General features: G+C 41.5%; 10 protein-coding genes. All 10 read right to left on the bottom strand.

The annotated features are described in order from the left end of the window. Positions 1-4 precede the first annotated feature (4 nt). Positions 5-949, bottom strand: coding sequence for an aminopeptidase (locus LI112_RS03310; protein WP_173903888.1), 945 nt, complete (start codon positions 947-949; stop codon positions 5-7). Positions 950-1,056: 107 nt separating this feature from the next. Further along, entirely contained in the window at positions 1,057-1,731 is a 675-nt protein-coding gene (locus LI112_RS03305; RefSeq protein ID WP_005424470.1) for an AroM family protein, read from the bottom strand. Positions 1,732-1,746: 15 nt separating this feature from the next. Next, positions 1,747-2,685, bottom strand: a complete 939-nt coding sequence (locus LI112_RS03300) for a DUF1177 domain-containing protein (protein WP_118392920.1) — start codon at positions 2,683-2,685, stop codon at positions 1,747-1,749. Between the two features lie 18 nt (positions 2,686-2,703). Continuing rightward, a complete protein-coding gene (locus LI112_RS03295) occupies positions 2,704-3,786 on the bottom strand; it encodes a DUF917 family protein (RefSeq protein ID WP_117592658.1) in 1,083 nt (360 codons plus the stop codon). A gap of 51 nt (positions 3,787-3,837) precedes the next feature. Further along, on the bottom strand, positions 3,838-5,514 hold the full coding sequence (locus tag LI112_RS03290) for an OPT/YSL family transporter (protein WP_022388783.1): 1,677 nt from the start codon (positions 5,512-5,514) through the stop codon (positions 3,838-3,840). A gap of 198 nt (positions 5,515-5,712) precedes the next feature. Further along, the gene (locus tag LI112_RS03285) at positions 5,713-6,924 is read right to left on the bottom strand and encodes a PucR family transcriptional regulator (RefSeq protein WP_227190230.1); all 1,212 of its coding nucleotides are present in this window, start codon (positions 6,922-6,924) and stop codon (positions 5,713-5,715) included. 37 nt (positions 6,925-6,961) lie between these two features. After that, positions 6,962-7,894, bottom strand: coding sequence for an AEC family transporter (locus LI112_RS03280; protein WP_173903892.1), 933 nt, complete (start codon positions 7,892-7,894; stop codon positions 6,962-6,964). Between the two features lie 23 nt (positions 7,895-7,917). Continuing rightward, positions 7,918-9,252, bottom strand: a complete 1,335-nt coding sequence (locus tag LI112_RS03275) for an MATE family efflux transporter (RefSeq protein WP_173903963.1) — start codon at positions 9,250-9,252, stop codon at positions 7,918-7,920. Between the two features lie 227 nt (positions 9,253-9,479). Next, positions 9,480-12,110: a pyruvate, phosphate dikinase gene (gene ppdK / locus LI112_RS03270; RefSeq protein ID WP_144368719.1), complete on the bottom strand. Its 2,631-nt coding sequence runs from the start codon at positions 12,108-12,110 to the stop codon at positions 9,480-9,482. Between the two features lie 154 nt (positions 12,111-12,264). Next, positions 12,265-13,515, bottom strand: a complete 1,251-nt coding sequence (locus LI112_RS03265; RefSeq protein ID WP_173903893.1) for a 6-phosphofructokinase — start codon at positions 13,513-13,515, stop codon at positions 12,265-12,267. Positions 13,516-13,929: the final 414 nt, after the last annotated feature.

Here is a 13,929-nt window from a genome sequence, read left to right as displayed (position 1 = left end):
TAAATCAGATAAGAAAAACTCCGTTTTCGATTACTTTTGTATCATCCAGATATAAAGTCGGACGCAGGATGATTCCATCCATATGGCATTCTGCTTTGTTTGTTCCACCAAAAGAAGTGTTGGTACCAAAGGCGATATGAACAGTTCCATATACTTTTTCATCTTCAAGGATGATACCGTTCAGAATTGCAGCTTCATTTGTTCCGATTCCAAGTTCACAGACTGTTCCGTTGATTTCATTTTTCAGGAGAATATCAAGATTTTCGCTCTTCTCTCCTGTTACGGAACGTAGTTTTCCGCCGGAAATCGTCATGTGAAGCGGACTTTCAAGCTTACCAATGCCTACCATGGAACCGTCAATGATCATTTCTCCATCAGAACCGTCTTCGAGCGGTGCAATATAGGCTTCACCTGAAGGAAGGTTTCCGCACTTTCCAGCTTCTCTGTATACACCAGGGCTTGGAACACCATTTCTTCCACTAATATTGATGTTTAACACATAACCGTCTTTTTCAATGCGGGCACGGGATGCTCTGGTCAGCATTTCTGTTACTTTTGCAGTTAATTTTTCTACTTCATTGTAATCAGCAGTCATTGCACCGCGTGAAAACATTTCTTTTGTGATACCAGGCATAGTAGCCACACGAGTACCTGCTTTGGCTGCTTCAATACGGGCATTCGTATGTGTCAGAGACTGTGCAGTCGGAACGATCACGACATCAGCTGTTTTCATAGCTGCTGCAATTGCTTTGGGCGGTTCCTGCCCGCTTACTTCGCGTTCTTTCATTACCATAAGCAGTTTTTCGCAGCCAAGATTTCCAGCTGCTTCATAAATAGCTTCACCAATCTCCTTACGGCTGTCATCTGTGATGATCAGCACTTCTTCTCCTGTTTTCACTGCAAGACAGGAAGTCAAAACATCTTCTGCAATTTTCACTAAATTCTCCATTGTTGATTTCCTCTTTTCATAAAAATAATTTCGGACATTTCGCCGGACTTATGAAGTACCCTGCGAAATGCCCGGTGAAATATTGCCTTTATATAAAAGCTGCTAATTCAGATATCTGTAAGTTCAGAAACAACTCTGGCAAGAAGGGTTCGTGGAAGAACAACCTTTTTACCTGTCTTTTCTGCAAACATCTTCTTCATTTCCTGTGTATATCCAATGCAGTCAAGAACGATCAGATCTGCTTCAGAATTCTTAATTTCTTCTGCTGCTTTTTCAAGAGCATCCCATTCACCATATGGTGAAGCGGAAACTGCTTTGACATGATCCACATATTTTTTCCATTTGTTTTCACACTGTTCAGTCTGAAGTGGTGATGGTGTCATACAGATAATATCGGATTTTTTGGTCATTAGCGGAACAAGACGGTTCAGTAGTTCACATGGATATATCATAGGGATTTTTCTGGTAGAAAGTGTTTCAGGAAAACTGCCTGTACAGAACATCATAATAAGACTGCATCCCTCATCTTCCATACGGTTAATTGCGTCTTGAAGTCTTGGCAGAATATGACGCTCTGCAAATGTTACAGAACTTCCGTCTGTTAATCTGGATACCAGAACATAATCATCCTTGCCTGGAGCAAATTCTGCAATCTGTTCTTTTGTGAGACCGTCGAGACCGCCGGCCTGAACAAGTTCCAGTGAATCATCAAAGATATGTAAGATATCTGCGGTCACATCTGTACGTGGTGCCTGTCCAATCGTAATTGCTCCTATTTTCATGTGAAATCCCCCTTATTATTCATTTCCGAGAGTCTGAAGATGTTTCATGCTTCCATACAATTTCTGAAGACGTGCATATTCATCTGTATCATAGAAGCTGCACTGCTTTCTTCCATATGCTTTGGCAACTTCCAACATAAATCTTGCAGCCTCTTCAACATCAGCAGCATGAGTTGCTCCTGTAGCACATCCAGGAACCATAGTTTCTGCTGTGATCGCAACACCTACAACCGGTGCATCTGTTGCTGTACATGGCTGCAGGATACTATTCAGATGATGAACATCATTTCCATATGGCGTGATATCCTGTGTTGCCAGAGGGAATACATATGGAAGGCGTCCTGTAGTGATCTGCATCAGATCAAGAAGATCTTCAGAAGTTCTTAATACATATCCTTCTTTTACTGTAGGAGAAATCGCAAATCCTCTTGTATTGATTACACGGTTTCCTTTCGTTGTGTCTACAACAAGCAGTGCATCCAGGTCAGGAGAAACTTCTTCTTTATTTACCTGTGCCATTTCAACTGGAGATCCCATGAATGGAACCGGATCATGAGGGGCTGTCGGAGCATGTGGGCAGATATGTGTTGAGATAAATACATCACCGTCAAGATAATCTCCCTTGTTCTGCATATCAAGCAGCTTTGCTGCAAGAGCTACTGCACAGAGAGCACCGTCACCATCTGATACGAATCCGATACGTTCCGGACGTGCACCGATTCCACCAAGTCTTCCAAGAAGACCGATTGTTGGAGCATCTCCACCGTTTGTTTTACCATTTTTGCCAGGAATACGAACTTTAAGCATATCTGTGCTTCCCTTAGGTCCAACCAGTTCATAAACCTCAACGTTGGCATCCTCTTTAATTCCGAGAAGATATTCTTTTACTGCTTCTCCTGTTACGAATGAACTGTCAAGTACTTCGTAAGCATCAATGATCTGTTTCATTAACATGTTATTATTTCCTCCTGATTACTTATCCAAATAACTGATTAAGTCTTTTTTGATTACATCTTCTGTTGCTTTCAGCAATTCCGGCGCATACATGGTCGGCGAAAGTTTCAGATTCTTCTTGTCTGTGGTGATCACGTAGACATCAAGGCCCTCTTCCATCATGGCTGTTGTTACAGGTTCACCTGTTTTTGCGTTGATCGTCATGATAAGGTCAGGGAAAGTAGCAAGTCGTTCACCATCTTTTTCTACAGTTGCGTATTCATTCCAGAAAGTCATATCACAGCCGTCTACGGTTGCATAACCTACATCAAAACCTCCAGTTGTCTCAATTGAGAAATTCTGTACCGGACCTCTGGCAAGTATGCGTCCATTCAGGAAAGTACAGAGACTGTTTACACCCTCTTCTACGGAAGTTTCAAGTCCTTTTAAGAATGCTTTTCCTGTTTCAATTGCAAAGCTGACACCACCAATGGCACAATTTTGTCTGGCATAGGATACTTTGACCGGATTTCTTGCTACCGCAACCAGACCACCAGCTTCGATAGATGCAAGACGCACCATTTTAGAAGTATGATCGATATTTCCTTCAAAGAAACATTCAATATGATTTCCGGTATCCGGATTGCCGCCGACACATGCCTGAACGGTGGTATAATCAGGAATTTTGTGAAGATTCATACTTCCCATTACTCCTGTCGGATGTGCACGTCCGTTACACGGTGCGTCCACAACCGGAAGTCCTGTAACGGCAGCCTGAAGCCAGCCATTTACAGTAGCTTCTCCACCCTGCTCATTTGTGATGATGCCGCCAATATGAAAATCACAGTTTTTCTGAAGAATTTCAACTGTTTTAGCGATATCCTTTGGTGTCATATACTGATTCGCTGCATTCGGGGCACCGACCAGAGAGGCGGTTAACAGTACATCATCTTCATCCAGATCATCGATTGTGATCAGACGAAGGTCTGTATAATCAACTGCAATCTCTGCATATTTTCTGCCTTTTTTCGGATCACCGCCGCCACCGCCGCCGAGGATTGTACCCCCGGCAAGTGCAGCATCAAGAACATCTTTTGTAAGACGAATTCCTTTAGTTTTCATTTTAATACTCATCTCCTGCAATAAATATATTAAAATACCATTCTTAAAATATTATTTCTTTTTGCCAAGTGATAGTGTAGCTGTAAAGAAACTGTACAGAGCAGCTCCGGCAAGGGAACCAGCACCCAGAATATTGAGTGTCTGCTCGTTTTCTTTGTTCTTCTTAACAAGAATATAACGAATAAGTAAAGCGATCAGGATTGTCAGACCGTTGATAGTGGATCCAACAAGAAGACCAGTTGCAAAAAGGATACCAACCTGTCTGGAACCGCCAAGGAACTGGATAATTGCACCCGGAATAGCCCAGATAAGCAGCCATTTGGCAACATCTCCGCCGGCACCTGCTTCAATCGTAGCTGCAAAAGTAGCATCAACTGGGGCAAAAAGGCCCTGGGAGAAGTACTGTTTTGCCATAATAGCTACGAGTATAAATGCTACTATAAAGCCAATGATCTCGCTGATATACTGCTGTTTTCTTCCTTCAAGCTCAAGTTCCTGATCTTGTCCGCATCCACGAAGGATGTAACCACATTTGAGGTCATATGCCATATCAGAGAAAGCAGGACCTGTTGCGGAAGTATAAGCAACAAGAATTCCAAGTGGAAGTGACGGGAATCCGATCAACATACCTACGATAAGGAAAATAAGTGCTGTTGCAAATCCCGGGAACCATCCTGAATACATTGCAGAAATACCCACAATAAGTTCGGAAGCAATTGCTGCAAAAGCTGAGAAGATCACCCAGATGACCAGCTGAACAACTCCCATTTCTGACCAGATACCTGTGATCACTGCCAGAAGGACTGCTACTACCAGGTATGCAACATATCCACCGCCTAAGGCTTTTTTCATGTTTGCCATACTGGATGTAAATTTACCAGCTGCACTGTCTCCGTCACTCTTCTTGAAAAGCATACGGCCACACTGGATAAGGGATACAAGGCCGGCACCAATCATAATACCGTGAGGCATGTATTTGAACATGTTTGAAGCCATTAAGTCTACACCTTCGCCGAAGATATTTGTAATGACCGGGAAGCTGTGTCCGAAGATATCAATGATAAATCCATTTGTCTTAATGATACCGATTACAATTGATCCTACGCCAAGAGCTGTCATAGCTGCGAAATCGCCGAACCATGATACGCCGAGAAGGTCTGTAGGAATACCGATCATCTTACCACCGACACCAATAACTACACCTACAATAAGAAGAAGGGCTTTCTTTCCTTTTTCTACAACTGCGAGAATAGATTCTGCAGATGCAACTCCAGGAGGCCACGCTCCTTCTGCCGGAAACATTTCGCTGTCAAATGTTTTATAAAGAATTGTTGCATCAATGATGGTTGCAAGAAATACACCAACAAGCATAGGATACATAAGATCCATTCTACCCATGATTACCGGAACACCGATTGGAAGCAGGAAGCAGTTTGCTGCTGAAAATGTTGCTCCTGAGATAGATGTCTGAATCATGTTCTGACAGTGGATACTCTGGTATTTCTTTAAAAATGCGACAGGTAAACGTGAAATAACGATTGCAAATAACGCTCCTACGATAGATGTGTTTGGTGCAACACCGGTACGTACGATCAGTTCAAGTCCGATAATTGCACCAAGTATGCTCATCACGATGTTCAAAATAAGAATATGTGGTGCATACGCTTTTGGATGATCAGATGCTTTAATATGCATCTGTGTGTAATCCTTGTTTGTGTTACTAGCCATATTATCTCCTCCATTCGTAAAAAGTTCATGTGCTCATATTCTGGATAACAGCGGGCCAGAATACAAAATCAGCCGATGTAGGAATGCCCACATCGGCTTCACATTCATGATTTAAGATAATATCACTTTACATTGATAAAATCATCGGCTTGAAATCACTTTTTTCAGCAAAATATTGTGCACGATGCACATTTGTTTTTAATGTGCATACATTTTCATTTTTATAGCAAATTCCAGCTGTTCCATTATTTCTGTATCATCCAGGCTGCAATGCAACACTTCTTCGATCTTGTTGATACGATGTACCATAGTATTTCTATGCAAAAAAAGGGATTCCGCAGCAAGTTTGCGGGAATTATGATTCTGAATGAGTGCTTCAAGTGTCTCGAGCAGCTGCGTATCATGTGCACGGTCATATTCCACTAATGGGCCAAGCTTACACCTGATAAATTGGTGTACTTCCGTGTCTTCAGATATATGCAGCATAATACGATCATATTGAAGTTCATCCAAGGAAATACACTGCCACTGCTGCTTTCGGATCATGCGAATATGAAAACCTTCTTTAAGTTTTTGATAAGTATCCGCCAGTTTAAGATAATCTGACAGAGGGTTGCTGATAATTGCAGAACATGCGCAATTATTAATTTCGACAGTTTTTTGAATCATATCATTTACAATTGTATCAAGGAGTGTATCATTTATGGATATTCCCATGAGCGCAAAGCACATTTCTTTGCTACATATTACAGCATTTCGTATATGATTTTTTTCAAGAATTCTGAAAATTGCTTTTGTCTGTTGTTCTTTTTTCATTTCAAGAAGAAAAGAATTTTTCTCAGTTTCCAGAGACAGCGCAATCATACGCACTGGTTCTGATGGCCATTGTAAAGAGGCTGTACGATATTCTGCCTCCTCTGGCTGTGTAATTTTACGGTTGATAAGATCAAAGAATAGTCTGTTATCAAGTTCTGATTTGTTTTCTTTTCCAATCTGATAACGAGTATCCAGTTCAATATTGCTTCTGGATTCTACGATTGCTGTCATGACAGGAAAAACAAGTTCCACAAAGCCAGCATTATTATCGAGAAAAAATAACGGAAGCTTCAGTTCATCCGCCAGTTGAAGTGCTTCTTTGGGAAAATCATCAAAAAAACGGGTTTTGATGGCAAGCGCAGATGCATTCACCTCATTCATATCGCGGATCAGGTTCAGCAGAGCTTCTTTGTCATTTCGAATCACATATCCGGTAGTGATCAGGAGCAGGTGTTCCCTGAGCCATGGTTTGATATTAGGCTGTTCCATCATATCAAATACCTCTATCCTGCGCATGAGTCCTTCCTGACCTGCTACCAGGGAAGCAGCACCATTATTCCATATTTTTACAATATCTTTAACACGTAATTTCATTTATATATTCTCACTATCCTCCTGAAGAAACGTTATTTTAAAGTGAAATCAGACCAAAAAGTAATGGAATGATGAGCATACAGAATAAAGTTGTTGTTACTACTGCCGTGGAAGCATATTCCTCATCCAGATGATACTGTTCCGCAATCATACTGGAAGTTGTCATGGATGGAGCTGCACTGATCAACATAAGAATCATACTTTCAACATTTGTGAGAAAATGATGGGAAATAAAATAAACAATCAGTGGAATCACGAGTAACTTTGTAAACACAAGTACAAGGATAGATCTGTATTTAAAAATATTTGTGAGCTTCATAAATCCAAGACTGCATCCCAGATAAATCAGTCCCCAGCTGTAACAGGTGTTTCCAACAGAATCTATGGTGTTCATGATCATATCAGGAACTGGAATGTGAAAACTGGTCAGACATAATCCAAGTATGATAGAAATGAAAATCGGATTCATGATGATTTTTTTCCACGGGTTTTCTTTCTGTCCTACTCCATTCGTAAATAATGTAAATCCAAGAGTCCAGACCAAAGTAGTATCAATGACCGAACAAATCGGGATATAAACATTACCGCCCTGATCGCCGAACAGAGTCATGATCAGAGGAATCACAAGAAATCCATAATTACCGCCAACAGAACAACCACGGTGTACATTAGATGTTGTTCCGCTTAAGTGGCAGATTCGGCTTCCAAGGATACCTCCTGCTGCCATGATGAAGTACATGAGAATCTGTGCAATGACCATTCTGCCATAACGGGCCATTGTATAAAAGGTAGTCTGATTTTCCCAGATCAGCGAAATTGTCAATGCCGGCAACACAATCTTCAAAAGGAAACCGGAAATAGATGGCATGGCCTCTTTTTTGATCACACCAATGCGTGATGCGGTAAAGCCGATAAGTACAAGTAAAAGAAATCCTGCCATTTTGGGAAGGATTGCTATCATATAATTCATAATAATCTCCTCGAGTCATCCCTTCAGCCCTGTGTCAGGATATTTCTGTGAACTTTGCGTCTGACAAAATAGAAACAGATTACCTGCATAAGGATTGTCAGAATCCAGGACACAGGATATGAAATGAAAAGGAAAGAAAGGGATCTATTATGAGGAAACAATCCAAAGATCCATACGATTCGTGTTCCAACGGTACCTATGATAGACAAAATCATTGGTACACCAGAATGTCCCATTCCACGAAGTGCACCGGGAATCAGATCCATGATTCCGCAACAGAAATACGGTACGGTTGTATAGGCAAGAATTTCAATCCCACACTGGATAACGTCCGGATCACTGGTATACAGACGCAACAATTCATTACCAAAAAAATAAGCTCCACATCCCAATGTAAAGGAAAATGTAAAGGATAGGATAATACAGTCAAGAAGCACTTTGTCCATACGTTTTGTTTTCCGTACTCCATAATTCTGACTGGTAAAGCTCATACAGGATTGTGTAACAGAGTTTACAGATACATACAGAAATCCAAAAATATTATTTGCTGCAGTATATCCTGCCATTGCAATCGAACCAAAAGAGTTCACAGAAGATTGCAACAAAGCATTTGACAGGTTGATGACGGTACTCTGAATACCAGCCGGAATGCCCACTTGAAAAATTTGTTTCAGATAAAAGCTTTTTATCGTGAGTTTTGAGAATCTGAGCTGATAGCTTCCTTCTGAACGGTAAAGACATCGTAATACCAGAATACAGGAGATGCACTGAGAAACAATTGTTCCGATAGCAACTCCGGCTACACCCATGTTAAAAACAACGACAAGGAGCATATTCAGACCTGCATTCGCAAGACCAGCTATGATCAAAAAGATCAACGGACGTTTCGTATCTCCTACTGCTCTCAAAATAGCTGCACCATAGTTATAAAGCATAAAAAATGGCATTCCCAGAAAATAAATTCGCATATAGAGTGTGGACTGGTCAATAACATTATCCGGAGTACCCATGATTTCCAATGCAAGCCGTGAAAAAAGAAGTCCTACAACTGCCATGATCATACCGCTTACGAATGCCAGGGCAATGGCTGTATGTACCGTTTCCGACATTTCTTTGTTTTTTCCCGAAGCATAAAAACGTGCAGCAAGCACATTGGCACCAAGGGATATTCCAATAAATAAGTTCGTAAAAACAGCAATCAGCGCAGTCGTTGAACCAACTGCCGCAAGTGCTTCGCTTCCTGTAAACTGACCGACGACGATGATATCCACTGCATTGAACATTAACTGCAGGATTCCAGAAAGCATCAATGGCAAGGAAAATGAAACCAGTTTGTCCATGATCGTGCCGTTGCACATATCAATTTCATATTTGTTATTTTTCAAAACTACTCCCCCCTAAATTTCTAATACTATCAATTTCCATATGCCATTATACAGGTATGAATTTTCTTTTTCAAGCCATAAGCAGAACAGACCGACAAAAAAAACCCTCACGATACAGTTTCCTGTAAAGTGAGGGTAGGTATTACTCTGTTGGGACACAAATATTAGGCTATTTTAGTTTGCCTTATAACAACATCAACTTATGCATTCTTCTCAGCGATTGCTGCCTGTGCTGCTGCAAGACGAGCGATCGGTACACGGAATGGTGAGCAGGATACATAGTTAAGACCGATCTTATGGCAGAACTCTACAGAGGACGGATCTCCACCGTGTTCTCCACAGATACCTACATGAAGGTTCGGGTTAACCGGTCTTCCAAGTTCGATTGCCATCTTCATCAGTTTGCCAACGCCAACCTGATCAAGTTTAGCAAATGGATCATTCTCGAAGATCTTAGCATCATAGTATGCGTTCAGGAATTTACCTGCATCATCACGAGAGAAGCCATATGTCATCTGTGTAAGGTCGTTTGTACCGAAGCAGAAGAAGTCAGCTTCTTTAGCGATTTCATCAGCAGTAAGAGCTGCTCTCGGGATCTCGATCATAGTACCAACTTCATACTGAAGGTCGGAACCAGCTGCTTTGATCTCAGCGTCTGCAGTTTCTACTACGAATTTCTTAACATATTTAAGCTCTTTGATATCGCCAACAAGCGGAATCATGATTTCCGGTTTGATTGCCCAATCCGGATGAGCATTTTTAACTTTGATTGCTGCACGGATAACAGCTGTTGTCTGCATCTTAGCAATTTCTGGATAAGTAACTGCAAGACGGCATCCACGATGGCCCATCATCGGGTTGAATTCATGGAGAGAATCAATGATTGTCTTGATTTCTTCAACAGTTTTGCCCTGAGCATCTGCAAGTTTCTTGATGTCAGCTTCTTCTGTAGGAACGAACTCATGAAGCGGCGGATCCAGGAAACGGATAGTAACCGGGTTACCTTCCAGAGCTTCAAACAGTCCTTCGAAGTCTTCCTGCTGATATGGAAGAACTTTTGCAAGAGCTTTTTCTCTTTCTTCAACTGTTGTAGAGCAGATCATTTCACGGAATGCATCGATACGTCCCTCACCGAAGAACATATGCTCTGTACGGCAAAGACCGATACCTTCTGCACCAAGCTCAACTGCTTTCTTAGCGTCAGCCGGTGTATCTGCATTTGTACGAACTTTCATAGTTCTGTATTTGTCAGCCCAAGCCATGATACGGCCGAACTCACCAGCGATTGTAGCGTCTACAGTCGGAATGATTCCGTCGTAGATGTTACCTGTTGTACCATCGATGGAGATGAAGTCTCCTTCGTGGAATTCTTTTCCAGCCAGTGTGAATTTCTTGTTTTCTTCATCCATAGCGATATCACCGCATCCGGATACACAGCACTCACCCATACCACGGGCAACTACTGCAGCGTGAGAAGTCATACCACCACGAACTGTCAGGATACCCTGAGCAGATTTCATACCTGTGATATCTTCTGGAGATGTCTCAAGACGAACCAGAACAACTTTTTCTCCTCTTTCTGCCCATTCAACAGCATCATCAGCTGTGAATACGATCTTACCGCAAGCAGCTCCTGGAGAAGCTCCAAGACCTTTGCCCATCGGTGTAGCGGCTTTCAGAGCAGCTGCATCGAACTGCGGATGAAGCAGAGTGTCAAGGTTACGTGGATCGATCATTGCTACAGCTTCTTCTTCTGTTCTCATTCCCTCATCTACAAGGTCACAAGCGATCTTCAGAGCAGCCTGAGCAGTTCTCTTACCATTACGTGTCTGCAGCATGTACAGTTTACCATGTTCTACAGTGAACTCCATGTCCTGCATATCTCTGTAGTGATCTTCCAGAGTTTTGCAAACCTGTTTGAACTGTACGAATGCTTCTGGGAATTTCTGTTCCATTTCAGTGATATGCATAGGTGTACGAACACCAGCAACAACGTCTTCACCCTGAGCATTTGTCAGGAATTCACCGAACAGACCATTAGCTCCTGTAGCAGGGTCACGTGTGAAGGCAACACCTGTACCACAGTCATCTCCCATGTTACCGAATGCCATCATCTGTACGTTTACAGCGGTACCCCAGGAATATGGAATATCGTTGTCACGACGATAAACGTTTGCACGCGGGTTGTCCCAAGAACGGAATACGGCTTTGATAGCACCCATTAACTGTTCCTTCGGATCAGTTGGGAAATCAGCACCGATTTTTTCTTTATATTCAGCTTTGAACTGTTCTGCAAGTTCTTTAAGGTCTTCAGCTGTAAGTTCAACGTCCTGTTTAACGCCTCTCTTAGTTTTCATTTCGTCGATCAGCTCTTCGAAATATTTCTTACCAACTTCCATAACTACGTCAGAGTACATCTGAATGAATCTTCTGTAGCAGTCCCAAGCCCAACGTGGGTTGTTGGATTTTTCTGCAAGAGTATTAACTACTTCTTCATTTAAACCAAGGTTCAGGATAGTATCCATCATACCAGGCATGGAAGCTCTGGCACCAGAACGAACGGAAACAAGCAGAGGATTTTCTTTGTCACCGAATTTCTTACCGGTAACTCCTTCCATTTTAGTGATTGCTTCCATGATCTGAGCCATGATCTCATCATTGATCTGTCTTCCGTCTTCATAGTACTGAGTACAAGCTTCTGTTGTGATTGTGAAGCCCTGCGGTACAGGAAGACCAAGGTTAGTCATTTCAGCAAGGTTGGCACCTTTACCACCCAGAAGGTTTCTCATATTAGCGTTACCTTCTGTAAACATGTAAACCCATTTTGCCATTTTACATTTTCCTCCTAATTATTTTGTTCTTTTCACATAAAACCTATGTTTTATACGCACATAATTATTGTATAGAGTTTAGTACAAATAGTCAAGGTTAAACTGTCAAAAAATGGGGAAAACTTTGTAAGTTTTCCCCAAATCATATATTAACTTATCGTTTCTTTTTTAAATTAAGTACAAGATGTCTCGGAAGACCATTTACCATGATTGGCTGATAATCTCCCTGAATCAGAGGACTGATATAATCAACAAAATCTTTTGTTACATAGGAGGCATCTTTATTCATCCAGTTACGTGGAACAACTTTTTCTTCATTTGCTATACGGTGTACATCATAAATACCGGTCTTAGCCATATAAGGATCGTCTGAAACACGGTCAATAACGATCATTTTGCCGGTATCACCTTCGTCGGCTGCTTTTACTGCTGCTCCGCCTACCATAAATGCTTCATCAATATCTACTCTGGATGCCATATGAGAAGCGCTTCTCTGTAACGTAGAAAGCTCTACAGCTCTTGTCTTACAGCCACATTCTGCTGCAAGGAAATTTGCAAGATAAGTTGCAGTTCCGGCCAGCTGTTTATGGCCAAATGCATCAACATAATCTCCTGAACTTCCAAGTTCGCATACATAACGCTCATCTGCAAGACGGATTCCTTCAGATACTGCAATCACAACAGAGGATTTTTTCTTGAGGAGATCTTTGACTTTGACAAGGAATTTATCAATATCAAACGGAACTTCCGGCAGATAGATAAGATCTGGTCCATCACAGTCTTCTGTACGTGCAAGTGCTGTCGCACCGGTCAGCCATCCTGCATTACGTCCCATGATCTCCATGATCGTGATCATACTCTTCTTATAGGTAAGGCCCTGTGCATCACGGATGACTTCTTTGGTAGACGCGCCAATGTATTTGGCTGCACTTCCGAAACCTGGTGTATGATCAGTCAGTGCAAGGTCATTATCAATGGTCTTTGGAACACCAAGGAATTTCTGCTTCTGGCCGGTAAGAATCGCATAATCAGAAAGTTTCTTTATGGTATCCATAGAATCGTTTCCGCCAATGTAGATAAACGCATCAATATCCAGGCGGTTCAAGATTTCAAAGATTTTCTCATAAATTGCTTTATCTTCGTGAATCTCCGGAAGTTTGAAACGACATGATCCCAGAAATGCCGATGGAGTACGTTTTAGCAATTCGATATCAAGCTCGGAATGAATCTGTGTAGAGAGATCGATATATTGTTCATCCAGAAGGCCCTGGATTCCGTGAAGCATGCCGTATACTTTGTCGAAACCACGTTCGATAGCGTTCTTGTATACTCCTGCCAGACTGGAATTTATTACGGATGTAGGTCCTCCGGACTGTCCTACAATGATATTACGTTTTTTTGCCATACTGTCATCTCCTTTTGTGCATTTATGCATTACATATAATGTATAATATTACCAAAAGTTATTTGATTAGTCAAGTTATTTTGTGCAATATGTATTGTTTAAGTTTCATAAATATCTATATTTATAGAAATTATGTTTATATTTGACAAAGTATCTCGGAATATAACTTGTAATTCTGCCCATTTATATTCACTTCACTCATCTTCACTTCATGAAACAGGCTATATATGTGTTGGTATTCTCCTCATGTGAGAGACTTCTAATATACTAGAACAGCTATCAATATACTAAAAACGCCATGAGAAATGACATAACTCGCTTACGCTCAAACAATGTCATTTCTCACGGCAACGTATATTTCTACCTGTTAAGTATATTCACGAAGTATCTCAGGCTCGCAGAATCCTCAACACA

The sequence above is a fragment of the Blautia sp. 210820-DFI.6.14 genome (genome assembly GCF_020558815.1).
GTDB lineage: Bacteria > Bacillota > Clostridia > Lachnospirales > Lachnospiraceae > Blautia_A > Blautia_A obeum.
Note: the sequence above shows the minus strand (reverse complement) of the source record. Positions and strands in the feature narration are given on the sequence as shown.